The sequence below is a fragment of the Campylobacter concisus genome (assembly GCF_002914005.1).
GTDB lineage: Bacteria > Campylobacterota > Campylobacteria > Campylobacterales > Campylobacteraceae > Campylobacter_A > Campylobacter_A concisus_N.
Genome location: NZ_POZU01000066.1, coordinates 36,305 through 58,658 on the forward strand (window position 1 = coordinate 36,305; position 22,354 = coordinate 58,658).

Annotated in this window: 24 protein-coding genes; 11 read left to right on the forward strand and 13 right to left on the reverse strand. The window is 38.6% G+C overall.

Going from position 1 to position 22,354, the window contains the following annotated elements; all coding sequences use genetic code 11:
• Positions 1 to 99: 99 nt before the first annotated feature.
• The 4 genes from CYP54_RS07690 to alaS are packed head-to-tail and all read right to left on the reverse strand — an operon-like array spanning position 100 to position 5,619.
• Positions 100 to 2,028, reverse strand: a complete 1,929-nt coding sequence (locus tag CYP54_RS07690; protein ID WP_103604805.1) for a transglycosylase domain-containing protein — start codon at positions 2,026 to 2,028, stop codon at positions 100 to 102.
• Entirely contained in the window at positions 2,025 to 2,567 is a 543-nt protein-coding gene (gene maf, locus CYP54_RS07695) for a septum formation inhibitor Maf (protein WP_103604806.1), read from the reverse strand. Before maf ends, CYP54_RS07690 begins: the two co-directional genes overlap by 4 nt.
• Entirely contained in the window at positions 2,564 to 3,064 is a 501-nt protein-coding gene (locus tag CYP54_RS07700; protein WP_103604807.1) for a 3-isopropylmalate dehydratase, read from the reverse strand. The genes maf and CYP54_RS07700 overlap by 4 nt, the downstream gene beginning before the upstream one ends.
• Positions 3,061 to 5,619, reverse strand: coding sequence for an alanine--tRNA ligase (alaS, locus tag CYP54_RS07705; protein ID WP_103604808.1), 2,559 nt, complete (start codon positions 5,617 to 5,619; stop codon positions 3,061 to 3,063). Before alaS ends, CYP54_RS07700 begins: the two co-directional genes overlap by 4 nt.
• A gap of 167 nt (positions 5,620 to 5,786) precedes the next feature.
• Between alaS and CYP54_RS07710 the strand changes: the two genes are divergently transcribed.
• From CYP54_RS07710 to CYP54_RS07720, 3 genes are read left to right on the forward strand one after another with little or no spacing between them, the layout of a single operon-like run.
• Entirely contained in the window at positions 5,787 to 6,656 is an 870-nt protein-coding gene (locus CYP54_RS07710; protein WP_084042049.1) for a Gfo/Idh/MocA family protein, read from the forward strand.
• Entirely contained in the window at positions 6,656 to 7,609 is a 954-nt protein-coding gene (gene hemH / locus CYP54_RS07715) for a ferrochelatase (protein ID WP_103604809.1), read from the forward strand. The genes CYP54_RS07710 and hemH overlap by 1 nt, the downstream gene beginning before the upstream one ends.
• Positions 7,610 to 7,658: 49 nt before the next feature.
• Positions 7,659 to 8,120 carry a hypothetical protein gene (locus CYP54_RS07720; RefSeq protein WP_054196859.1) on the forward strand — a complete coding sequence of 154 codons (462 nt, stop codon included), beginning with the start codon at positions 7,659 to 7,661 and terminating at the stop codon, positions 8,118 to 8,120.
• Between the two features lie 53 nt (positions 8,121 to 8,173).
• Here the strand turns inward: CYP54_RS07720 and CYP54_RS07725 are convergent, their stop codons facing one another.
• Genes CYP54_RS07725 through CYP54_RS07740 form a run of 4 tightly spaced genes read right to left on the reverse strand, consistent with a single transcriptional unit; the run spans position 8,174 to position 11,814 of the window.
• The gene (locus CYP54_RS07725; protein ID WP_103604810.1) at positions 8,174 to 8,641 is read right to left on the reverse strand and encodes a phosphatidylglycerophosphatase A family protein; all 468 of its coding nucleotides are present in this window, start codon (positions 8,639 to 8,641) and stop codon (positions 8,174 to 8,176) included.
• An 8-nt stretch (positions 8,642 to 8,649) separates the two neighbouring features.
• Positions 8,650 to 9,831 carry a sulfate adenylyltransferase gene (locus CYP54_RS07730; protein WP_103604811.1) on the reverse strand — a complete coding sequence of 394 codons (1,182 nt, stop codon included), beginning with the start codon at positions 9,829 to 9,831 and terminating at the stop codon, positions 8,650 to 8,652.
• Complete coding sequence (locus CYP54_RS07735; protein WP_103604812.1) at positions 9,809 to 10,699, reverse strand: response regulator; 891 nt, start codon at positions 10,697 to 10,699, stop codon at positions 9,809 to 9,811. The genes CYP54_RS07730 and CYP54_RS07735 overlap by 23 nt, the downstream gene beginning before the upstream one ends.
• A complete protein-coding gene (locus tag CYP54_RS07740; RefSeq protein WP_103604813.1) occupies positions 10,696 to 11,814 on the reverse strand; it encodes a bifunctional 2-C-methyl-D-erythritol 4-phosphate cytidylyltransferase/2-C-methyl-D-erythritol 2,4-cyclodiphosphate synthase in 1,119 nt (372 codons plus the stop codon). The genes CYP54_RS07735 and CYP54_RS07740 overlap by 4 nt, the downstream gene beginning before the upstream one ends.
• Positions 11,815 to 11,961: 147 nt before the next feature.
• Between CYP54_RS07740 and thiC the strand changes: the two genes are divergently transcribed.
• The 6 genes from thiC (at position 11,962) to CYP54_RS07770 (ending at position 17,533) form a co-directional block, all read left to right on the forward strand.
• Positions 11,962 to 13,260 carry a phosphomethylpyrimidine synthase ThiC gene (gene thiC / locus CYP54_RS07745; RefSeq protein WP_103604814.1) on the forward strand — a complete coding sequence of 433 codons (1,299 nt, stop codon included), beginning with the start codon at positions 11,962 to 11,964 and terminating at the stop codon, positions 13,258 to 13,260.
• Complete coding sequence (locus tag CYP54_RS07750; RefSeq protein WP_087577746.1) at positions 13,254 to 14,354, forward strand: Mrp/NBP35 family ATP-binding protein; 1,101 nt, start codon at positions 13,254 to 13,256, stop codon at positions 14,352 to 14,354. Before thiC ends, CYP54_RS07750 begins: the two co-directional genes overlap by 7 nt.
• A gap of 147 nt (positions 14,355 to 14,501) precedes the next feature.
• A complete protein-coding gene (locus tag CYP54_RS07755) occupies positions 14,502 to 14,768 on the forward strand; it encodes an ACT domain-containing protein (RefSeq protein ID WP_021091480.1) in 267 nt (88 codons plus the stop codon).
• A gap of 9 nt (positions 14,769 to 14,777) precedes the next feature.
• Positions 14,778 to 16,115, forward strand: coding sequence for a PFL family protein (locus tag CYP54_RS07760; RefSeq protein WP_103604815.1), 1,338 nt, complete (start codon positions 14,778 to 14,780; stop codon positions 16,113 to 16,115).
• Between the two features lie 104 nt (positions 16,116 to 16,219).
• The gene (locus CYP54_RS07765) at positions 16,220 to 16,909 is read left to right on the forward strand and encodes a cytochrome-c oxidase (RefSeq protein WP_103604816.1); all 690 of its coding nucleotides are present in this window, start codon (positions 16,220 to 16,222) and stop codon (positions 16,907 to 16,909) included.
• 171 nt (positions 16,910 to 17,080) lie between these two features.
• The gene (locus CYP54_RS07770) at positions 17,081 to 17,533 is read left to right on the forward strand and encodes a hypothetical protein (RefSeq protein ID WP_103604817.1); all 453 of its coding nucleotides are present in this window, start codon (positions 17,081 to 17,083) and stop codon (positions 17,531 to 17,533) included.
• 84 nt (positions 17,534 to 17,617) lie between these two features.
• Here the strand turns inward: CYP54_RS07770 and CYP54_RS07775 are convergent, their stop codons facing one another.
• Positions 17,618 to 18,220: a YagU family protein gene (locus CYP54_RS07775; RefSeq protein ID WP_103604818.1), complete on the reverse strand. Its 603-nt coding sequence runs from the start codon at positions 18,218 to 18,220 to the stop codon at positions 17,618 to 17,620.
• A 163-nt stretch (positions 18,221 to 18,383) separates the two neighbouring features.
• Here CYP54_RS07775 and CYP54_RS07780 point away from each other — a divergent pair, with 163 nt between their 5' ends.
• On the forward strand, positions 18,384 to 19,583 hold the full coding sequence (locus CYP54_RS07780; RefSeq protein ID WP_103604819.1) for a tetrahydrodipicolinate N-succinyltransferase N-terminal domain-containing protein: 1,200 nt from the start codon (positions 18,384 to 18,386) through the stop codon (positions 19,581 to 19,583).
• 11 nt (positions 19,584 to 19,594) lie between these two features.
• Complete coding sequence (locus CYP54_RS07785) at positions 19,595 to 20,089, forward strand: type 1 glutamine amidotransferase family protein (RefSeq protein WP_103604820.1); 495 nt, start codon at positions 19,595 to 19,597, stop codon at positions 20,087 to 20,089.
• Positions 20,090 to 20,505: 416 nt separating this feature from the next.
• On the opposite strand, the gene CYP54_RS09930 is transcribed toward CYP54_RS07785, so the two are convergent.
• The 4 genes from CYP54_RS09930 to CYP54_RS07800 all read right to left on the reverse strand — a co-directional run bounded on the left by CYP54_RS09930 (position 20,506) and on the right by CYP54_RS07800 (position 22,311).
• On the reverse strand, positions 20,506 to 20,661 hold the full coding sequence (locus tag CYP54_RS09930) for a hypothetical protein (RefSeq protein WP_181001556.1): 156 nt from the start codon (positions 20,659 to 20,661) through the stop codon (positions 20,506 to 20,508).
• Positions 20,662 to 20,742: 81 nt separating this feature from the next.
• Positions 20,743 to 20,970 (reverse strand): DUF4172 domain-containing protein, encoded by a 228-nt coding sequence (locus CYP54_RS10330; protein WP_103604821.1) that lies wholly within the window; start codon positions 20,968 to 20,970, stop codon positions 20,743 to 20,745.
• Positions 20,971 to 21,107: 137 nt separating this feature from the next.
• On the reverse strand, positions 21,108 to 21,521 hold the full coding sequence (locus CYP54_RS07795) for a gamma-glutamyl phosphate reductase (RefSeq protein WP_103604822.1): 414 nt from the start codon (positions 21,519 to 21,521) through the stop codon (positions 21,108 to 21,110).
• 1 nt (position 21,522) lies between these two features.
• Positions 21,523 to 22,311, reverse strand: coding sequence for a CsgG/HfaB family protein (locus CYP54_RS07800; protein ID WP_103604823.1), 789 nt, complete (start codon positions 22,309 to 22,311; stop codon positions 21,523 to 21,525).
• Positions 22,312 to 22,354 lie beyond the last annotated feature (43 nt).

The window sequence follows — 22,354 nt, forward strand, 5'->3', positions numbered from 1 at the left end:
CCCCATTAACTCGTTTTTGCTGGCCGTATTTAGATTAGCGCCATATGCAATACTTGCAACTACCAAACAAAGTAAAATTTTAATCCTCATCTTATCTTCCTAAAACAATAATCCATCATTTTCTTGATCTTGTATGATGTCATTTGCCGGTATATTTTGAGGTAGTGGCGAGTCGTTTGTGTAGTATTCGTCACTGCCACCATAATAGCCTTTATAAACACCATCTGGCTGCTCAAATGCACGTCTTAAAGTAGGATAAAGCTTAATGTAGCCTTCCATAAATTTTTTAAACACAGGTGCGGCTGTTCTACCACCACCCTCAACTTTTTTCATAGGGCTGTTATCATCATTTCCGTACCAGATTATCGCTTCAATATCAGGCGAGTAACCACAAAACCAAGCATCGATGTTATTGTTTGTTGTGCCGGTTTTGCCTGCTATTTGGATACCATTTATTTTAGCGTTGCGTCCAGTACCGTTATTTACGACATTTTGAAGAAGTGTCGTCATCAAAAATGCTTGCTCTGGTTTTAGTACCTGCTTTCTTTGTGGTTCATAGTCCATCGAAGCCCCAAAACTATTTTCTATATGCTTAATAAGTGTCGGCTCAACCATCTCGCCCTCATTTGGGAACATCGAGTAAAATTTTGCGAAATCAAGTGGCGAAATCCCAAAACTTCCAAGTGCGATAGATAAATTTTCTGGGATATCGTTAAAGCCCATATCCGTAAGCTGTTTACGAACCGAGCTAAGGCCAAGGTCGTTTAGCAAATTTATGGTTGCGAGGTTACGCGACTGGGTTATGGCTGATTTTATAGTGATATATCCTTGAAAACCGCCGCTATAATTCTTTGGCGTCCACTCTTTGCCATTTCCCATGTCAAATGTCCTGGCGATATCAGCCACTTGAGAAACGACTGAGTAGCCACTATCAAGAGCGATTTGGTATATAAACGGCTTAAAGCTAGATCCTGGCTGGCGCTTGCTTTGAGTGGCACGGTTATAACTGCTTTTTGCGTAGTCAATACCGCCAATTAGTGCCAAAATTTGACCACTTTGTGGATGAGTGACTACTATAGCTCCATTTAGGATTTCTGCATTTGCTTTTTTGTCGCGTTTTAAAATTTCATTGTAGCCATAAACTAGAGCTTCTTGAGCGATCTTTTGAACATTTAGATCAACTGTGCTTTGTATCTTGTAACCGCCAGTTTTTATATCGTCAAATTTTTTAGAGGCCTCTTTTATTATCTCATCGACTACATAAGGGGCTTTATTTCTTGTGAGAGTATCGTCAAAGACCGCTGGCTCTTCAAGCACACCTTTGCGGTACTCGTCCTCATTTATCCAGCCGATGCTATACATTCTCTCAAGTACTCTGTTTGCACGGCTAAGCGATAGGTCAAGGTGCTTTGTAGGATCATAGGTGCTTGGAGCCTTTGGCAAGCCAACTAGCATGGCAACCTCTTTTATGCTTAGCTCATTTAGCTCTTTTCTAAAATATCCCTCAGCTGCTGTTTTTATGCCGTAGTAGCCATGCCCAAAATATACGTGATTTAGGTATCTTTCGATAATATCTTCTTTACTAAGCTCGCTTTCAAGCTTCATAGCAAGCACGATCTCTTTTATCTTTCTTGTAAATTTCTTCTCACGGCTTAGAGCCAAATTTTTAATGAGCTGTTGTGTTAGTGTCGAAGCACCCTCGACCAGCTTTCTAGCTTTAATATCTTTTATGGCAGCCCTTGCCATGGCTTCTATATTTATGCCACCATGCTCAAAGTAGCTCGTATCTTCGATAGCTACGAGCGCTTCGATGACACGCGGCGGGATGTCGTTATACTTTACGTAAATTCTATTTTCTTCAAAGATATTTGCGATGAGTTCGTTATTTCTATCAAAAATTTGTGTTGTAAGCTTTGGTTTATAATCAATAATAGCGTAAGCATCAAATCTAACTTGCGAATAAAAATATAAAAATGCTCCGCCAAGCGAAATGGCAACTATAAAGATAAATGCCAAGATATATTTCATAAAAATGCCTTTAATATTTTTAAATTTAGTCCCATGGCCGTGCTGGTTTCGCCGTGCTGGGAGATGATATATTTTTTATTAAAATTTTCTATCGTCATGGCTCCAGCCTTGCCTTGCCACTCATTATTTTTTATGTATTCATTAAGGTCATGTTCGTCAAATTTCTTAAATTTATACGTAGTCCTACTTACGTTTATAAGCTCAAATTCGCCTAAAAACATCATCGCTGTATAGACGCTACATTCGTTGCCACTTTGTAAATTTAGCATGGCAATCGCTTCTTTTTCATCCTTTGCTTTACCTAAAATTTTATCTCCACACGCCACACAGCTATCTGCAAAGAGCAAATTTTTAAGACCCATGTTTTCTTTTAAAAATTGTTCTTTTTTAGCTTTTACGACATTTTGGACATAAATTTCAGGCTTTACATTTTTTTCTATCTTGCTCTCGTCAAACTGGAAAGAAATTTGAGTGAAATTTATGCCAGCATCTTTTAACAATTTTGCCCTTGTTGGCGAGCTTGAAGCGAGTGTTATCATAAAAATACCTTATAGCTTATACCAAGATAAATAGCTGCTAGCGAAGCTAATAAATTTAATGGTGTGAAGTAATAAATTATAACGATCAAACTCTCGTTTAGCTCGATCATTTCATGCGATCTTAGTGCTTTTAAAGCCTTTTTGTATCTATAAAATATATAACTTAAATTTAATAGCAAAAATAGTTCTATTGCGCATTTTGTTGCCACCATTGCACTTGCCATAGGATTTGTCAAATTTGCATCATAAAATCTAAAAATTATAACCACACTTGTCGCTATCACGCAAAGGATTAGTATGAAAATCGCAATGCCAAAGCGTCTTATAATGTGAAGTAAGATGTGATAGCGTTCCTTGTCTTCAAATTTATTTTTTATAAAGTAACTTCCAACAAGTACAAGACCGGCTTGTAGTCCCACAAAAAGAGCTACAAAGCATACATGCAAAAATAGTACTACTTGGTCAAATTTTATAAAAGCTATATCGTAATGACTCATTTTTCTAAGGCTTGCCTTGCGTACTCAAGTGAGTCTTTTATCGCATCTTCTATCATTGATGCATCTTTGCCACCGGCTGTTGCAAAGTCATCTTTGCCACCGCCATTGCCACCTAGGATTTGCGCTGCAAATTTTACCCAAGCGCCTGCCTTTAAAGGAGCATTTTTAACGCCAGCTGCAAGAGAAATTTTGCCACTCTCATCGGCTTGAATTAGCAAAATAGCAGCACTTTCATGCTCATTTTTAAACTCATCTATCAAGGTTTTTATATCTCCACCATCTATGCTTGTGACGCAAAGCTTGGTTTTATTTATATCTAAATAGACTAGCTCATGAGAATTTTTAGCATTTTTTAGTTTATCTTTTAAAACTCTTAGTTCATTTTTTAGCTTTTTGACCGCATTTAGTGGCTCGGTGCTCTTTAGCTCATCTTTTAGCTCATCAAGCTCAGCTCTAAATGATTTTGCTAAATTTAGCGCAGCCCTTGAGCAAACAGCCTCTATACGCCTAACGCCAGCACTTACGCCGCTCTCTTTTGTGATGAAAAACGATCCGATCTCATCTATATTTTTAACGTGTGTACCGCCACAAAGCTCTTTGCTGACATTGCCAAAGCTAACGACTCTCACATCATCAGCATATTTTTCATTAAATAGTGCAATAGCTCCGCTATTTTTAGCATCTTCAAGTTTCATAAGTTCTGTTTTTGAGTTAGCGCCATTTAGTATCCACTCATTTACAAGGTTTTCAACCTTTGAAATTTCTTCGCTAGTAAGCGCCTTTGGATGAGAGAAGTCAAACCTTAACCTATCTGCCTCGACGTTTGAGCCAGCTTGAGCGATATGCGCGCCAAGCACGTTTCTAAGGGCTGCATGAAGCAAGTGTGTGGCGCTGTGGTGACGTGCGATTTCTACTCTATCGCTGCCAACTTCAAGCTCTACTTCATCGCCAACTTTTAGCGCTGCATTAGTTTTTACTAAAGATAAATTTAGTCCATGAAATTTTTGTGTATCAAGCACATTTGCTTTGCCTACTATCTTACCGCTATCACCGCACTGACCGCCACTTTGAGCGTAAAATGGAGTAACATCAAACATCACCCAACCCTCTTTGCCAGCATCTAAACTATCTACATTTTTAAATTCTTCATCAAGCAGGGCTAGAATTTTACTTTTGCTTTTAAGCTCTTCGTAGCCTATAAATTTATTCTCGCCAAATTTTTCAAGTAGCTCTTTAAAATCACCCTTCGCACTCTTGTCGCCACTGCCTTTCCAAGCAGCTTTTGCACGTGCTTTTTGCTCGCTCATAAGCTCATCAAACCTTGCCTCATCGACCTTTAAGCCCTTTTCTCTAAGCATATCAGCCGTTAGATCAAGTGGGAAGCCAAATGTGTCATAAAGCTTAAACGCAGCCTCTCCACTAAAAATTTCTTTTGTATTTTTAAGCTCGCTCTCAAATAGCTCTAAACCACTAGCGATTGTCGCCAAAAATCTCTCTTCTTCAAGCTTGATCTGCTCTTTTACAGCCGCTTTTTTCTCATTTAAATAGGTGTAGTGCTCGCCCATAAGCTCGCAAACTTTATCGACAAGCTTATACATAAATGGCTCTTTTATGCCTAGCAAGTATCCATGGCGGATCGCACGGCGTAAGATGCGACGAAGCACGTAGCCACGGCCTTCTTTATCAAATGTCGTACCTTGAGCTAGCAAAAATGTGACTGAGCGGATGTGATCGCTTATGACGCGGTAGCTAGCGCCACTTTCATAGACGTATGGCTTACCACAAAGCTTTGCCACTTCGCTAATTAGTGGCATAAAAAGTGCGCTGTCGTAGTTGCTAAATTTACCTTGCAAGATAGCAGTAACGCGCTCAAGTCCCATGCCAGTATCAATACTTGGCTTTGGTAGTGGGCTTAGTTTGCCATCGGCGCTTCTTTCATACTGCATGAAAACAAGATTCCAAATCTCTAAAAATCTATCGCCATCGCCACCCATGTAGTCTTCAGGTGTGTTAAAGTGTTCAGCCCCTTGATCGTAAAAAATTTCACTGCAAGGGCCACATGGTCCAGTATCTCCCATTTGCCAGAAGTTATCGTGATCGCCAAAGCGGTAAATTCTCTCTTTTGCGATGTGAGTGCTCCAAATTTCAAATGCTTCATCGTCGTTTTCGTGAACGGTTACATAAAGCTTATCTTTTGGCAGTTTTAGTACTTCTGTTACAAATTCCCAAGCGTAAGCGATCGCCTCTTTTTTGAAGTATTCGCCAAAACTAAAATTTCCTAGCATCTCAAAAAATGTGTGATGGCGCGCTGTGTAGCCGACGTTGTCAAGGTCGTTGTGCTTACCACCAGCTCTTATGCAGGTCTGACAGCTAGTGCGAATAGGTGGTGTTGGGCGTGGCACTTCGCCTGTGAAAATGCTCTTAAACGGCACCATGCCAGCGTTTGTGAAAAGTAGTGTTGCATCGTTTGGCACGAGTGGTGCAGAAGCTACGACTTCGTGACCTTTTGATTTAAAAAAATCAAGATATGCCTTTCTTATATCTAAATTTTGCATTTTTATCCTCGTTAGTTTTAAATTTTGCTCGATTTTAGCTAAAAATCGTTTGTAAATTTATAAAAAAATACAAAATTAATTTTTGCTTAATATATTTTATAAATTTATTTGTTTAAAAGCGATTTGCAATTAAAATAGCCTAAAAATTTATAACTAAAAGGTCTTTAGTGAAACTCAAAATTGGTATTGTTGGATACAATCTAGTTGGCAAGCGGCACTATATGGAGCTGAGGCGTTCTGACAAATTTGAAGTTTGTGGAGTTTTTGATAAAGAAAATAGAGATGATGCTTGCAGAGCTCCGTTTTTTGATGAGTTTAAAAAATTTATAGAAGTAGCCCAGCCACAAGCTGTCGTACTTTGTTTGCCTCAACATGAGATCGTAGAGGCCTTTTGTCAGTGTGCAAAATATTGCCAAAATATCTTGATTTCAAGGCCAATATTTAAAAGTGTGAGCGAACTAAAAGAGATAAAATATGCTTCAGTGGTAAATAAAGTAAGAGTTTGCACCGGCGTTGATGAGCGCTTTAATCCAACCATCGTTTCATTAAAAAAGGCACTTTTAAAAGAAGAAGAAATTTATAGCATTTCAATTGCGCATTTTAGACCACTTTGCGAAGGAAATATTATAAACGAGCTTTCGCTTTGCGATATAGACCTTGCGAAAAATTTAGTAGATAGTGAAATTTGTAGCTTTTTTTATACTCAGGCAAATAAAACAAATACCAAAATATGCGACAATGTTGGAATAAACATTAAAATGAAAAATCAAATTTTGGTGAGTATTACTGATTCTTTTTGTGGCTCTTTGGAGCGTTTTAAGATAGAAGTAAACGCAAAAGAAGGTGTTTATTTTGGCGATCTTATCGATTATAAGCTTCATAGGGTTAATGAAAATGGACAGATGAATTTAAAAACCGATCCTATAAATAACGAGATAAAAGCTCAATACGATGCTTTTTATGATCTTTGTCAAAGCGGCGAAAGTAGCGAGCTTTCAAGCATTGATGATGCGATAAAAATCAAAGAGTTATTTTGATGAAAAAGGCACTTTTGCTTTTGAATATGGGTGGGGCAAATAGCCTTGCTGATGTAGAAATTTTTTTAAAAAATATGTTTAATGATCCTTATATTTTGGGTATAAAGAATAAATTTTTAAGAAAATTTGTAGCTTTTATAATCACAAAAGGTAGGCTAAAAACGGCTAAGCATAACTACGAACAAATAGGTGGCAAATCACCTATTTGTGAGCTTACAGCTAAGCTTTGCGATAAAATTTCAAGCTTACAAAATGAGTTTGATGCAGTTGATTTTGCGATGAACTATACTTCACCATTTGCAAAAGATGTGCTTAAAAAATACGAAAATTTTGATGAGATAGTGCTTTTGCCACTTTATCCTCATCATTCACAAACTACGATAACTTCGAGTTTAGATGATTTTAAAAAAGCAAAAGATGAGCTAGAGATAAAGGCTAAAATTTTGCTTTGTGGACCATTTTATGATGATGAAATTTACAACAAAATCATAATCTCGCACATAAATGAAGCTATAAATAATATAGATGTAAGCGATGTGGAGCTTATCTTTTCGGCTCATTCGTTGCCTCAAAAAATTATCGATAAAGGTGATGTCTACGAAAAGCATATAAATAAGCATGTGCAAATTCTAAGCAAAATGATAAAAGATAGCGGGTTAAACTTCAAAGAGATAAATTTAGCCTATCAATCGCGCCTTGGCCCTGTAAAATGGCTAGAGCCATCACTAAATGAAATTTTGGCAAAGTGCAAGAGTAAAAAGGCCCTTATCTATCCACTCTCTTTTTGTATAGATAACTCTGAGACCATTTTTGAGCTAGTTATTGAATATGCAAAGATCGCAAAAGAGCTAAAATTTAGCTTCTACAAGGTTGTTTGGTGCCCAAATTTTAGTGATGAGTTTGCTAGTTTTATCTTACAAAAAGCAAAAACAGCCAAAGAGATTAACTTTTAGGAATAAATCTTGCTTATAGAATATATCTCAATACAGTAAAAGGAGATATATGAAAGTACAAAATAACGACATAATCGATTATTTATTGCAATCAGGCTCAAGCAAAACTAAAGATAAAAAAAATAGTTTTGATGAAATTTTAAGCCTTGCTATGGATAAGATTGCAAGCGATGCAAAAATTTCAGATAAGATTGAACAGTTTAAAAAAAGGCTTACTGAAATCGGCGCAGTTGGTTTTATAAGTGAGTTAAATTCTAACAAGATAGAAGAGAAAATAGCCCAAAAGAAAAAGGAGTTAACAGAACTTCTAGGTATAGATGATCCCGCAAAAACACAGGATCAAAAGAATGAGCTGCTTAAGATAATGGATAAAATTTTAAGTGATTACCGCAAAGAGCTAAATGTAGCACTTGCCAATCAGGCTCTACTAGAGAAGCAAAAAAATCTTAATAGTAAGAGTAGTAGCTCGGTTAATTTAAGTTCTGTTTTAAATGAACTAGGACTTGCTTAAAATTTATATAAAAGATATTTAAGCCTATATAACTTTGCCAAAAATCTATATTTTTACGGCAAAGTTATGCCAAATTTTATAGCAGCCCCGTATATTATTGCGCTAATTAATCCAGCAAAAAAGCCAGCTACCATATCATCGCCCATTACACCAAGGCCACCTTTTACATTGCGATCGATCCCACCTATTATCGAAGGCTTTTTAATATCAAGCACTCTAAAAAGCACAAGCGAGAGTATTAGCTGAGAGATCGTAGCTCCACTAATGGCAATAGCAAGCCAAACTCCAGCAACTTCGTCTATAACGATAAAACTTTCATCGTGAGAATTTACCTTTTTTTCAAAATCATCAATAACACTAATGCTTACCAAAAATAGCAAAATACTAGCTAGAAAAAGCGTGGTTGATGATAAAAAATAAAGCACAAAATAAGCTACCACAGCACCAGCGATAGAACCCCAAGTACCAGGTGCTTTTGGCAAAAGTCCAAATCCAAAAAAAGTTAAAAACAGTTTTTGCATAAATTTCCTTAAGTCATCGAGGATGTTTGATAAAGCTTCATAAGCTCTTCGTAAAAGTCACGGTCAGTTTTGTTTTCAAGTAATCCTGAATTTACAAAAAGATCATCACAAAGCTTTTGCACGTCTTTGAAGCGATTTGTAAAGAGTTTGCTTAAAACTAGTGCAGAAATTTCTGGCCTCACAAGAATGGCTGGTGGCATAATGCCGTTAAATAGCAGCTCCTTGATAACATCTGGATGATATTTGATCTGATGATGTTGTCCGTGTGGGCAACTTTTGGTGCTAACTAGCGTCTTGCATTTGTTGCAATAAACTAGCTCTGGTAGTACGATTACCTCTAAATTTAGGTCGTTTTTATAAATATCAAGAATCGTATGAGCTTCATTGTGATCAAAAAACATTCCAATTCCTGAGTGATTTTGTCCGATGACTAGCTTATTTGCTCCAAATCTTGAAGCAGCGATACACTCAAGTGTTGGGTTTGCATGTGAGCTAAAAAGAGTCGTGTTTTTTAGAGCAAAGACAAAGACCTTTTTTGTTGGCAAATAATTTTGTATAAAATAGTCTAACACTTGCTTTCTAATCTCGTAATCAACGTGCTTTTCTTCACGTGTTCGTATTAAAAAAATGATTACTAAATCAGCCTTGTCAATAGTCATTCTAACAAGACGCTCGTGAGCTCTATTAAATGGATCAGCCGTTAAAAAGACCGCCGTTATCTTTTTAGCGCCATCTTCTTTTATTAGATCATTTAGTGCATTTTTGCTTATTTGCATACTTTCATCATAAAGCTCAAATTTGCCACTAATACCGTATTTGCCTAAATTTAGCTCTTTATCATTGCTAGCTTCGTTTGCTAAAAATATATTTTTAGCTCTCATGTTCTCGTCAAATTTAAAGACCTTGGCAACATTGATGTGTCCAACGATCTTACCATCAAGACTTAGATTTACCTTTTGTCCAGGAACAAGCTTGCTGGCAATATTTTGATTTAGCTCGCCAAATGGAGCAAATCCAAAAGAATACGGCATCGGCTCACCATTAAAATAGCCTTTCTTACTCACCTCTTTTATCTGTTCATCGTCCATCAGCGAGTCATAATCTGAGAGAATTTTATTTTTTATTAGCTCCAAAGCACCAAAAACTTCGGTATTTATAGAAATTTCACTATTTTTTCTTGCTGACGTCATATTTCTTTCTCTTTTCCCAAAGTGATTTTCTAGAAATTCCAAGCTTTTTGCTAAGTTCTGTATCAGGGAATTTATCTTGATAATTAACGATTATGTACTTTATATATTCATCGATCGTAACGATCTCATCGATATTGAAATTTTTATCGCGTCCTGAAAGCTCAAGCTCATCAAATGGAGCTTTTTGCGTAAAGTCGCTAGTTGATATCGCTACTTTTTTCTTTTTGCAAAGTTCTAAAATTTTCTCTTTTTCCTCTTGTTTTAGGTCTTCTAAATTTGTGATATAAATTAGCTCTTCGCTGTTTTTAGCTAGGACTTTTTCAAGCTCACTAAAACAGGCTTTGCCTAAAAATAAAAATGGTGTCTTGTTTGCTTTTACATAGTTAAATATAAATTTATCGCTGTATCCGTTTTTGCTCGATTTTAAAAGCAGTGGAAATTTTATCTTTTTTGCCTCAAAGCTAGAAATTTCGTACTCTTTTAAAGCGTAATTTACGTAGCTTTCATAGTTTTTGATCTCGTTTTTGAAATTTCTAAATTCCTCAAAATGCTTTATCTTTCTAACTAGCTCTTCTATCATAAATGGCTTTTGAATGTAATCAACCGCCCCTGCTTGAATGGGTTTTAACACAGTGTCGCTGTTGATGTAGGCGATCAGTAAGATAATGATAGAGCTTTTAAATTTTTCTATAACAGGGTAAAAATCCTGCCCCGGAAGTGTAGTAGACAGTAATACCACGTCAAAATTTTCAAACTTTAATGCCTCTTTTACGCTCTTGGCGATCTCACAGTCGTAGCCAAAATCAGCTAGTTTACTAGCCATCGAGCCAGCTAGGTAAATTTCATTTTCTACTATTAAAATTTTCATATTTGCTTCCAGTTGTAAAATTTAAGGCTAGCACTTGCCATGACTGCAATGCCTTCACATCTGCCAACAAAACCAAGTCCTTCAGTCGTTGTCGCCTTTACATTTATACGGCTCTGGCTTAATTCTAGCGCTTCTGCGATATTTGCTTCCATTTTTGACTTTAGCTTTGAAAGTTTTGGTCGCTGAGCCATGATCGTGATATCAGCGTTTGTTAGCACAAAACCCATGCTTTGCACCCTTTTGTAAGCTTCCTCAAGCAAGTAAATGGAACTAATATCTTTAAATTTAGCGTCCGTATCAGGAAAAAGCTCGCCTATATCGCCAAGCCCAGCAGCTCCCAAGATAGCGTCAGTTAGCGCATGAAGTGCCACGTCACCGTCGCTGTGAGCCTTTAGCCCAAACTCATAGTCGATCTTCTCACCGCAAAGAATCAAAGGACGACCTTTTTCAAACTCATGCACATCAAAGCCGTTTCCCACAAAGACCTCATTTTCGGGCTCTTTTAAAGCAGAAATTTTGGCAAGATCCTCTTTGTAAGTGATCTTTCTTGCCATTTCATCACCTAAAATTTGCCAAACGCTTGCGCCAATGGCTCTCATGGCCGAGCTATCATCTGTGTAAATTTCACCGCCGCTAAGAGCTTTTTTAAGAAGTGCTGTGCGAGAGAGTTGTGGTGTTTGGATAAGTTTTACTTTATCTCTATCAACCACATTTTCGCCAAGATAAGCGGTGTCTGCGATCTTTAGTGCTGGAACTACACAATCAGCCTGAGCGGCTGCCTCTATAATTTTGTGAAAAAGTTCGCTTGAGATACAAGGGCGAGCGATATCGCTAACTAAGACAAATTCGCTATTTACTAGCTCAAGTGCGTTTTTTAGGCTATCTTGTCTGGTTTCGCCACCATCAACAAATTTATAATTTGGAGCAAATTTTGACATATATTTGCACTCTTTGCTAACGACAATGATCTCTTTGAATGTGTAAAAGTTACTCAAATTTTTAGTAGCAAATAGCCAAAGTGGATCGCTTCCTATTCGAAGCCATTGCTTCTTTACCGGTAGCTCAAAACGGCTAGAATTTCCTGCTCCAAGCATTATAAGTGATATATCAAGCAAGATAACTCCTTTGAAAATTGTTACAGAATTATACATCTCAAAACTTCAAAATTTCTTTTTAAAAAGTAAATTTTTAAAAGCTTATTTAGTTAGTTTAAATCAAAAAAGGACTAAAATGAGGTTTTTAAAAATCAAAAAAGGCCTTATATGAGAGATAAGACGCAGATGTATTATGCTAGGCGCGGCGAGATAACGCAAGAGATGAGCTATGTGGCAAGGATCGAAGGGCTTAGTGAAAATTTGGTGATGGATGAGGTGGCAAAAGGTAGCATCATCATCCCAGCAAATATAAATCATAAAAATTTAAAGCCAATGGGCATAGGCAGAAAGCTAAAGACAAAGGTCAATGCAAATATCGGCAACTCAAGCCTAAGTAGCGACATTTGCGCTGAGCTTAGAAAACTTGAAATTTGCCTAGAATTTGGCGCTGACACGGTTATGGATCTAAGTACGGACGGCGATTTAGACGCTATTAGAAGTGCGATCATCGAGCATTCAAGCGTGCCAATTGGCACAGTGCCTATGTATGAAATTTTAAAAGAGGCAAAAGAGGTTACAAATATCACAAATGAGCTCATTTTAGAGATACTTGAAAAGCAAGCGAAGCAAGGAGTTAGTTACTTTACGATACACGCTGGATTTTTGCGTGAGTTTTTGCCACTTGTTAAAAAGCGTAAAATGGGCATAGTAAGCCGCGGTGGCAGCTTAAGTGCAAGCTATATGTCAAAGTTAAATAGACAAAATCCTTTTTATGAAATTTTTGATGAAATTTTAGAAATTTGTGCAAAATATGATGTCTCGCTCTCGCTTGGCGACGGACTTCGACCAGGATGTCTTTTTGATGCGACAGATGAGGCACAGCTTAGCGAGCTAAAGGTGCTTGGAGAGCTTACGCTTCGTGCATGGGAAAAAGATGTGCAGGTGATGATAGAGGGGCCTGGTCATGTGCCATTAAATCAAATTGAGTATAATATGAAAATCGAACAAGAGCTCTGCCATGACGCCCCATTTTACGTGCTTGGGCCGCTTGTCTCAGACATAGGTGCAGGATACGATCATATCACGTCAGCCATCGGTGGTACGATGGCAGCATATCACGGCGCTAGCATGCTTTGCTACGTGACACAAAAAGAGCACCTTGGCTTGCCAAACGAAAATGACGTAAGAGAGGGCATCGTAGCTCACAAGATAGCAGCTCATGCCGCAGACGTCGCACTTGGCAAAGCGGGAGCTATAGAAAAGGATCACGAGATGAGTGATGCTAGATACGCATTTGACTGGAATAAGCAGTTTGAGCTTAGCTTTGATCCAAAAAAGGCTAGAGAACTTCACGACGAGAGCTTGCCAGAAGATGCGTTTAAGAGCGCTCATTTTTGTTCGATGTGCGGACCAAAATTTTGTGCATATAAAATTTCAAAAGATCTAGAAAAAGGAGAAAAATGTTAAATAAAGAAGAGGTCTTAAACAGACTAAAAGGTGTTATTTATCCTGGCTTTGAAAAAGATATAGTTAGCTTTGGCTTTGTAAAAAATGTAGAAATCGGCGATAAAATTTTAATCGAAGTCGAGATAGTTAGCTCAAGCCCAGAAGTGGCAAATGAGCTAAAAACGGACATCAAACGTGTCATGGGCTCAAATGAGTATGTGCTAAATTTGATCCAGCCAAAGATACCTGAGGAGAAAAGTAACACTCAAAGTGGCAAAAATATCGCGCCACAAGTTAAAAATTTCGTAATGGTAAGCTCAGGAAAAGGTGGTGTTGGTAAATCAACTACGACTCTAAATTTAGCCATCTCAATGGCAAAACTAGGCAAAAAGGTTGGAATTTTGGATGCTGACATCTACGGACCAAATATCCCAAGAATGCTTGGCGAAGTAAATACCCAGCCACAAGTCGTTGGTAACAAGCTAAAACCGATACTTAGCCACGGAGTTGAGATGATGAGTATGGGCGTTTTGATGGAAGAGGGCATGAGCCTCATCTGGCGTGGCTCGATGATAATGAAAGCGATCGAGCAGCTACTAAAAGACGTGCTTTGGAGCGAGCTTGATGTATTGTTTCTAGACATGCCTCCAGGAACGGGCGACGCGCAGCTAACTCTAGCTCAAAGCGTGCCAGTAACGGCAGGTGTCTGTGTCACAACGCCACAAGTGGTAGCGCTTGACGATAGCAAACGTGCGCTTGATATGTTTGAGAAGCTCCACATCCCAATCGCTGGTGTCATCGAAAATATGAGCGGTTTTATCTGCCCAGATAATGGCAAAGAGTATGACATCTTTGGCAAAGGCACTACTGAAGAGGTAGCAAAAGCTTACAACACACAAATTTTAGCTGAAATCCCTATCGAGCCAGCTGTTCGTGTGGGCGGCGATAATGGCAAGCCAGTTAGCTTCTACGAGCCAAACTCAGTCACTGCAAAACGCTATGAGAGTGCGGCTGCTAGACTTTGGGAAGTGATAGAAAATATAAATAGTGATGGCGGAGCTGATAACTCAGCGATCCAGCCAGTAAATGACGGCAAGAGTGCTTGCTCGAAGTAAAATTTACAAAAGATAAAATTTAGAGCAAATTTTAAAATTTGCCAGTTTGAATTTGGCTACCAAAATTTAGCTTTGCTTGATGCTTGGCTTAAATTTTGGAGCCAAAATGCGCTTCAAATCAAAAATTTAAATTTAACAGGAGAAAAGATGAAAGCGATCGTAACCGTAGTCGGAAAAGATAGAGTCGGCATCGTTGCTGGCGTCTCAGCAAAGCTTAGCGAGCTAGGGCTAAACATAGATGATATCTCACAGACTATTTTAGATGAGTTTTTTACGATGATGGCAGTGGTTTCAAGTGATGAAAATAAAGACTTTACGGCCTTAAGAGCAGAACTTAACGAGCTTGGAGAGAGCCTAAAAGTAAAGATAAATATCCAAAGTTCCGCTATCTTTGATGCGATGCATACAATCTAAGGAAAAACAATGGACATCAAAAACGTAACCGAAACGATCTCGATGATCGAAGAGCAAAATTTTGACATCAGAACGATCACGATGGGCATTAGTTTGCTTGACTGTATCGATCCTGACATCAACAAAGCTTGCGACAAAATTTACGCAAAAATCACCACTAAAGCCAAAGACCTAGTCAAAGTGGGCAATGAAATTTCTGCTGAGCTAGGCATACCAATCGTCAATAAAAGAGTGAGTGTGACGCCTATCTCGATAATCGGCGCCGCAACGGACGCAAAAGACTACGTAATGATCGCAAAGATGCTTGATAGAGCGGCTATTGAGGTTGGTATTGATTTTATAGGTGGTTTTTCAGCTCTTGTGCAAAAGGGCTATCAAAAGGGCGATGAAATTTTGATAAATTCTATCCCGCAAGCACTTTCTCAGACTTCAAAAGTATGTGCAAGTGTCAATGTCGGCTCAACAAAAAGTGGCATAAATATGAGCGCTGTGCGTGACATGGGACGCATCATAAAAGAGACGGCGGCAGCATCTCGGATGGGCTGCGCTAAGCTTGTCGTTTTTGCAAACGCAGTCGAAGACAATCCTTTCATGGCTGGGGCATTTCACGGCGTAGGCGAGGCTGATGTGGTGATAAATGTGGGCGTTTCTGGCCCAGGTGTGGTAAAAAGAGCCCTTGAAAAGGTGCGCGGTGAGAGTTTTGACGTGGTGGCTGAGACCGTTAAAAAAACAGCGTTTAAGATTACTCGTATCGGTCAGTTAGTTGGTCAAATGGCAAGCGAGCGCCTTGGGGTTAAATTTGGTATCGTCGATCTCTCTCTTGCCCCAACACCAGCTGTGGGCGACTCGGTAGCTCGTGTGCTTGAAGAGATGGGGCTTGAGGCTGTTGGTACGCATGGCACGACTGCGGCACTTGCTTTGCTAAATGACGCGGTCAAAAAAGGTGGCGTCATGGCGTGCAATCAAGTTGGCGGCTTAAGCGGTGCATTTATCCCAGTTTCTGAGGATGAGGGTATGATAGCGGCGGTGCGCGCTGGATCGCTAAATTTAGAAAAGCTTGAAGCGATGACGGCGATATGCTCAGTGGGACTTGATATGATCGCCATACCTGCTGATACGCCAAGCGAAAGTATAGCTGCGATGATCGCTGATGAGGCGGCTATTGGCGTTATAAATCAAAAAACAACGGCCGTTCGTATCATACCTCTTGGACGTGAGGGCGATATGATCGAGTTTGGCGGCCTTTTAGGAAGAGCGCCTGTGATGAAGATAAACAAAGCCTCAAGTGCTGACTTCATCGCTCGTGGTGGACAAATTCCAGCACCTATTCATAGTTTTAAAAACTAATCTTCAAAGTCTGCTTTAAATTTGCGGACTTTTTCTTAAATTTATCCTAATCTTTTCAACTACTTTTAGTTAAAATAATAAAAATTTTAAACCAAGGAATTAAAATGAAAATTTTATCACTGCTTACGGCGCTACTTTTTGGAGCGGTATGTGGCTTTGCAAATGATGGCAAAGTAAGAAGTATCGACATCTACGTCACGCCATACTACTCAGCAAATGCTGGCAAGGTGGAGTACGTCAAGGTCTATGACAAGATAGATGAGCTTTTAAAAAGTGGCAAAGTAGAAGACTTTAAAAAGGCTGAAAAGATCGTGCAAGACGCCCCACAAATGGTCTCTCCGATAACTCTTTTTGTCATTTCAGCTCGTGCATACGATCTTGGACTTCGCGATGATGCGGTGTTTTGGTTTTATGTGGCAAAAAATCGCTCGATTTTGCTAAGAGGTGTTATAGACATGGAGGGCGAGAAATTTACTGACGTGGTGGCCGCGATAGGGGCGTTTATGAAGCTTGTTGGCGACGTGGTCAATCCTTATGCATTTTGCGATATCAAAAAGCAACAAGAGATCGCTGATAAAGCGCTTGGATGGACTAAGAAAAATGCCTATGAAGCGATGTTCTCGCCAGAATTTAGCTCGCCTCACGAAGATAGAAAAGCAGCCCTTGCAAAAGGCATAGAAAAGCTAGAAGCCCGCAATAAAAAAGAGAAAGATTACTTTTTAGATAAAGATAATCTTGCTAACTTTAAAGCTATGCGCAAGCAAAATGGCACTGATGAGAAATTTTGCTTCTAAATAGCGAGAAAAACTGAAAATTTGCTTGTAAATTTAACTTTTGCTTTATGCTAAAAGGGCAAATTTACAAGTTATCTTCATTTTAGATGATAAATTTTAGCTCATTACAAATCTGCTTAAATTTCGCTCTTTTTCGTAAGAGTAGCAAAACCATAAAAATGAGAATAAAAAATGACTTTAAAATTTGGCGAACTTGAAAAAGTTGCAACAGATGATGGCTTTATCTGGTATGCGGAGACGGTGCTAAAAAGCGAAATTTTTGGCCAAGTGCTCTTTTGCCTTATCTCGGCAAATGGGGCAGACGTGGATGATGAGACTACTTTGCTAGCAGAGCGCATCGCCAGCGATATCGATTGGTACGTAAAAGAGGCGCTTACGTTTTTACGAGATGAGCTTAAGCAAAAATACTTTTTGAGCAAGGACGAGCTTAGAGCGCTTGATGTGCCAGTTTGCGACCTGCCCTTTAGCTCGCCACAGTCCACCTTTTATGCGCAAGATAGGCAGTGGCTGATGAGATTTGCTGAGGGTGCGCTTGATATTTGCGAACCTTTCGGTATTGGGGTGATTTTTGAAGGTGAAAAGCCACTTCGTTTAGAAAATTTAGAGCTTAGCCAGGAGTGCTAATCGCGGATAAATTTTGCTTTTAAACGGTGAGATAAATTTGGTTGCTGTTTTAGGTTTTTAGCCCAAAACAGCAGAAATTTGCACTTATGCGTTGCAGCAGCAATAATCACTTGGATCTTTTTCTTTTGTGATCCTAGCTCTTAGGTCGTGACGGATGATCTCTATCGACCAGAACCATATCATGTGGCCGACAAATTCAGATACATGCTCGTACCAAGGAAGGGCCCAAAGTGGTGGAGTAAGCCCTAAAATAGGCAATGCGATCACGTGAACAGCGATATTTACGATAACGCCAACTAGTAAGCCTTGCCATATTGTAATCTTTGGAAATTTCTCAGCCAAAACACAATAAGCAACCGCAAAAACGATCGAAAATAATATATGCGTCATCATTACGTAGTTAAATGCATGCCCTGCAAACTCGTAAATAGCGGCATTTGGATCAGCTACGCTCAAATAATCCCTTAAAAATACATAAGGCGGATTTAAGAAATTTCTAGAGCAATCGATCGCATCGGCTGCTCTAATGGCACTCTCTGGTCCGCAAGCAGCGTTAAACATATCCATCGGACTTCTTGGAGGAAGTGGAAATTCTGCTCCCCATTTGACAAAGGCTGAGACAACACCAGCAACAAGGCCGATCAATGCAGCCAGAGCAAATCTAGGTTTTGTTACCAAATTTGACATTTAAACTCCTTCTTTAAATTTGCAAAATCTTATTGCAATTTATTTTATGATAAGATTAATCATTATTAAAAATACAAAAATATTTAAAAATTTTAATGGACTTAAAATCATAAAATTTTTAGCCATTTTTGGCTAGACTAAGAAAAAATTTAAAGGAGAATAGATGTCTAAAGAGTTTAAAGATGCAAATGAATTTAAGGAATTTTTTGAAGAATTTAGAAAAAAAGATGGCTACAAAGATCCACTTGCTTTTGGTATCGCTAGGATCGATCGTGGACAAAAAAATACAGATAAAATTTTGCAAGCTATATTTGCTGTTGTAAATTACAAAGAGAGCTTTTTAAGTGCTGCTGCTTATATCTATGCTTTGCAAAAATGTGATGTTAAGGTTGACTTTAACGGCTCTGAATTTGTAGCTGATCTTACGCCAAAAGTGGTAAAAAAAGCTAGCAAGCTCTTTAGCGTCTTTGAAAAAGAGATAAGCTCTCATAAAAATGTACAAAATTTACATGCCGTAAAAATGGCATTTGATGATAATCTTGAACTAAATGAGAATAAATTTAAACTTGTGTTTTTGTTTGATGATGCAAAGCCACTTAGCGTGGAGGCCGTATATCTCAAGCTTTACTTGATATCGCTTTGCAAGGTTGCACCTAGGACGATCGTGCTTGATGGAGCTTTTGGTGTGTTGCCAAATGTTGCATGGACTAGCCAAAATACGCCAATTGAGCTTGAATGGCTAAGAGAAAATGAAATTTCTCTAAAGATGTTTGGCGAATATCCAGCGATCGTTAGCGTCGATAAATTCCCAAGATTTTTAAGCCACATCATTCCAGCGGATAATACGAGAATTTTAGACTCAGCCAAGGTTCGCATGGGCGCTGCTGTGCATCCTGGCACAGTCGTTATGCCTGGTGCTGCCTACATCAACTTTAACGCAGGTACAACTGGTGGCGTGATGGTTGAAGGTAGGGTCAGCAGCTCTGTCGTAGTGGGCGAGGGCAGTGACGTAGGCGGAGGGGCAAGTATACTTGGCGTGCTAAGTGGCACAAACGGCAACCCTGTAAGTATCGGCAAACACTGCTTGCTTGGGGCAAACTCAGTTACAGGCGTACCTCTTGGTGATAACTGCATCGTAGATGCTGGTATAGCAGTGCTTGAGGGCACAAAGGTCTATATATCAGCTAGCGAGCGCGAAAAGCTAGCTAAACTAAATCCAGAGTTTAAATTTGAAGCTGAAATTTACAAAGCGCTTGAGCTTGGTGGGCTAAATGGACTTCATTTTAGACAAAACAGCCAAACAGGCCAGATCACTGCAAGTGCGAGCAAAAGGGCGATCAAGCTAAATGAGGCACTTCATTAAAAGGAGCTAGCATGAAAGTTGGCATTTTGATGTTTGACAAGCTAAATCTACTAAGCTTTGCCAAAATTTATGATTTTTTACATAAATTTGAGGATTTTAATATCAAAACCTACGCCATAAAGCCTGAGATAGTCGATGAATTTGGCGTCAGACTTCATCCTGAATTTTACGCTGAAAGCCTTTATGGCGTGGATGTCTTAGTCGTGCCAGATGGCGTTGGAGCACTTGGATTAAGATACGATGAGATATTTTTAAGCTGGGTTAAAAGCTCAGCGAGTGCGAAATTTAAGATAGGTTTTGACCTTGGCACATTAATCCTTGGTGGGGCTAGATTTTTAGAAGACAGAGAGGCTTGCATAAGGGGCGGATACAAAAATGCACTTAGTGACTACTGCGATGTTAATGATGCCAAGATGTGCGAAAGTAGGGGTGTCATAAGTGTTAGTGAATTTGATGATAGAATCAAAGAACAGCTGGTAACGCTACTAGATAAAGATAAAATTTAATGGCTTTGACTCTTAAATTACGATAGAAATTTTATATTTTTAGTAAGCTTATAGCTTGTTTATAGCGCTATTTACCGCTTGTAGGTGTGCTACATTATCCACTCCGTGAAATCAAAATTTAAATTATTTCCAAGCTTTGTTATCTGCTCTAAAATTTCATAATAATTTTTCTATTTGCTTAAATAATGCTAGAGATAGAAAATGGCTTAATACCATCTTCTCTTAAAAAGTAGTGTGCCAAAGCCCTTGTCATGCATCCATTACCGTCATCATAAGGATGGATAATCAAAAACTAAAGATGTGCAATAAAACTTTTTAGATATACGTTTTCAAGGCTTTTGTTAATAAAATTTTAAAAGTTCTCATCTCTTCTTCTATACCTCTACTGGCAAGGCTTCATAGTGGATTTGCACATTTTATGGAGAGCCTGAGACGACGCTCATCTCATCATCTCTAAACTTGGCTCGTTTTATCTTACAAGTTTTGCTTTGGATATATTCAAACAAGGTATTGTACCAGCCATGTAGCCGCTCGAGGTTTATATAGTCTTTGTTTAAATTTACTTCAAGCATTAGCGAGACTAGATTAACACTGTGTCTAGTCGCATGAGTATCAGCTAGCCAGTCAAAATTTTCATCTAGCCTCTTTTTTATCTACGAGCGAACGCTTGATCTTTTAAGCCTTTCGCCCCCTATGAGAGATGAACTTATTATTTCATCTTCAAGTGCACTAATTTGCACCTTTAAAAGATCGTCTCTGCTGATATTGCTTGTTAGCTCTTTTAAATTTTTATGGTCTTGCTCTAGCTTATTTGTAAGGGTGTCTATTACTCTTTTGTCGAAAGAAAAATTTGGGTAGTTGGGATGTTGTCGTATCCACAGGTTTTGTAATTTTTAATCAATGCACTGAACTTATTTATAGCAGTAAAATTTGGTATATGTATTGTTTTTGATTTGCTATTTGTAGAAGTCGTTTTTTTGTTAGAAAAGAGCCAGTTAAAGTTAAGGCTAGAGATAAGTTATCTACCTAGCCTATAGTCTCTTCTAGCGTCCTTATAACCACGTCTATAACCACGATCGAAGCCATCATCATAGTCGTCATCGTTATAGTAGTCTCCGCGGTAACCACGCTGAAATCTATCATATCTATTTTGATAGTATGGACGGTACTCAGGAGGATATGGCGCATAGTTTGGATTAACAGGATAGTAGCCATTTGTACGGCAGCTATCCTCATCGAATTTTTCCATTCCATTACGAAATTTATAGCTTTCTATTTTTTTATCAAAGCTATCAATACTTCTTATGTCGCCATAAAATTTAGCCATTTCTCTTTGATTTATAAGATTGCAAAGTCTAGCTTCAACTTTTTTTTCATAGCTCATAGCAAACAAAAAAGTTAATGAACAAAATAAAATGGCTATAAATTTCATATTAATCTCCTACTTTTAAACTTCCGCCTTTACCAAGACCGCCTTTTACATTTTGTGCTTTGTAGTCTTTTAGAGCAATAACTAATTGATTCATTGAATCAAGAAAAGCATTTACAAGTGTTTTTCCCTCAGGTGTTCTTGAATATACGCCAAGTCCCGCGCCAAGAGAAGCACCAGCGCCACCGCCCATACCAAAGAAATCAGTGCTAGAAGCTGAGCCAATGGCTGCTGCTAATTGAACACCTGAGCGATTCTCTATAAGAACCAATGTAGTTTGCGTCTCTTTTGTTGAAAAACCACCAGCTATAGCACCTGCTACACTACCAAAAAGTGCTTCAACAAGAGCGCCTGCTCCGCCTGTATCTTCGTTGCTAAAGAAAATTTCAGGGCGAATAGTATAATCAGCTGCTACCATTTTACCTTTACCAAAGCCAGAACCACCACGTAGTTCGCCTGATCTATCAAGTGCACGCTCTTGCATCATATTATCCATCATAGCGCCACGTTCAACTATAACAAAACAACCAGTTTGTTGCGCAAGAAGACGCAAAACCGGAATAGTTGATGTGAGCTTGTAGTTGTGTGTTAAATATGAATACCAATCAGAATTTTGGTCTTCATAAAACGCAAGTGTTCCAAGGGTGCTACTACATTTTTCTATTTTTGTGTTAGCATTATTGTTATTGCTTCCAGCAGCACTGCCAGTTACACCGTTGCTATTGCCAGTTGCACAACCGCTTAAAAGTAAAACTCCAAGACCCACGCTTAGTAAAGATGAACTTAACTTCATTTTTATCCTTAATATTTAAGTTGGTTTTAGCATTATATATAAG

What these genes read in the sequence shown, in the direction of transcription:
- alaS (WP_103604808.1), bottom strand. Translation starts at nt 5,619, where the DNA reads ATGCAAAATTTAGATATAAGAAAGGCATATCTTGATTTTTTTAAATCA.
- CYP54_RS07725 (WP_103604810.1), bottom strand. Translation starts at nt 8,641, where the DNA reads ATGCAAAAACTGTTTTTAACTTTTTTTGGATTTGGACTTTTGCCAAAA.
- CYP54_RS07700 (WP_103604807.1), bottom strand. Translation starts at nt 3,064, where the DNA reads ATGAGTCATTACGATATAGCTTTTATAAAATTTGACCAAGTAGTACTA.
- CYP54_RS07760 (WP_103604815.1), top strand. Translation starts at nt 14,778, where the DNA reads ATGGACATCAAAAACGTAACCGAAACGATCTCGATGATCGAAGAGCAA.
- CYP54_RS07735 (WP_103604812.1), bottom strand. Translation starts at nt 10,699, where the DNA reads ATGAAAATTTTAATAGTAGAAAATGAAATTTACCTAGCTGGCTCGATG.
- CYP54_RS07690 (WP_103604805.1), bottom strand. Translation starts at nt 2,028, where the DNA reads ATGAAATATATCTTGGCATTTATCTTTATAGTTGCCATTTCGCTTGGC.
- CYP54_RS07765 (WP_103604816.1), top strand. Translation starts at nt 16,220, where the DNA reads ATGAAAATTTTATCACTGCTTACGGCGCTACTTTTTGGAGCGGTATGT.
- CYP54_RS07800 (WP_103604823.1), bottom strand. Translation starts at nt 22,311, where the DNA reads ATGAAGTTAAGTTCATCTTTACTAAGCGTGGGTCTTGGAGTTTTACTT.
- CYP54_RS07770 (WP_103604817.1), top strand. Translation starts at nt 17,081, where the DNA reads ATGACTTTAAAATTTGGCGAACTTGAAAAAGTTGCAACAGATGATGGC.
- CYP54_RS09930 (WP_181001556.1), bottom strand. Translation starts at nt 20,661, where the DNA reads ATGCTTGAAGTAAATTTAAACAAAGACTATATAAACCTCGAGCGGCTA.
- CYP54_RS07775 (WP_103604818.1), bottom strand. Translation starts at nt 18,220, where the DNA reads ATGTCAAATTTGGTAACAAAACCTAGATTTGCTCTGGCTGCATTGATC.
- CYP54_RS07780 (WP_103604819.1), top strand. Translation starts at nt 18,384, where the DNA reads ATGTCTAAAGAGTTTAAAGATGCAAATGAATTTAAGGAATTTTTTGAA.
- maf (WP_103604806.1), bottom strand. Translation starts at nt 2,567, where the DNA reads ATGATAACACTCGCTTCAAGCTCGCCAACAAGGGCAAAATTGTTAAAA.
- CYP54_RS07795 (WP_103604822.1), bottom strand. Translation starts at nt 21,521, where the DNA reads ATGAAATTTATAGCCATTTTATTTTGTTCATTAACTTTTTTGTTTGCT.
- CYP54_RS07720 (WP_054196859.1), top strand. Translation starts at nt 7,659, where the DNA reads ATGAAAGTACAAAATAACGACATAATCGATTATTTATTGCAATCAGGC.
- CYP54_RS07730 (WP_103604811.1), bottom strand. Translation starts at nt 9,831, where the DNA reads ATGACGTCAGCAAGAAAAAATAGTGAAATTTCTATAAATACCGAAGTT.
- CYP54_RS07750 (WP_087577746.1), top strand. Translation starts at nt 13,254, where the DNA reads ATGTTAAATAAAGAAGAGGTCTTAAACAGACTAAAAGGTGTTATTTAT.
- CYP54_RS07785 (WP_103604820.1), top strand. Translation starts at nt 19,595, where the DNA reads ATGAAAGTTGGCATTTTGATGTTTGACAAGCTAAATCTACTAAGCTTT.
- thiC (WP_103604814.1), top strand. Translation starts at nt 11,962, where the DNA reads ATGAGAGATAAGACGCAGATGTATTATGCTAGGCGCGGCGAGATAACG.
- CYP54_RS07755 (WP_021091480.1), top strand. Translation starts at nt 14,502, where the DNA reads ATGAAAGCGATCGTAACCGTAGTCGGAAAAGATAGAGTCGGCATCGTT.
- hemH (WP_103604809.1), top strand. Translation starts at nt 6,656, where the DNA reads ATGAAAAAGGCACTTTTGCTTTTGAATATGGGTGGGGCAAATAGCCTT.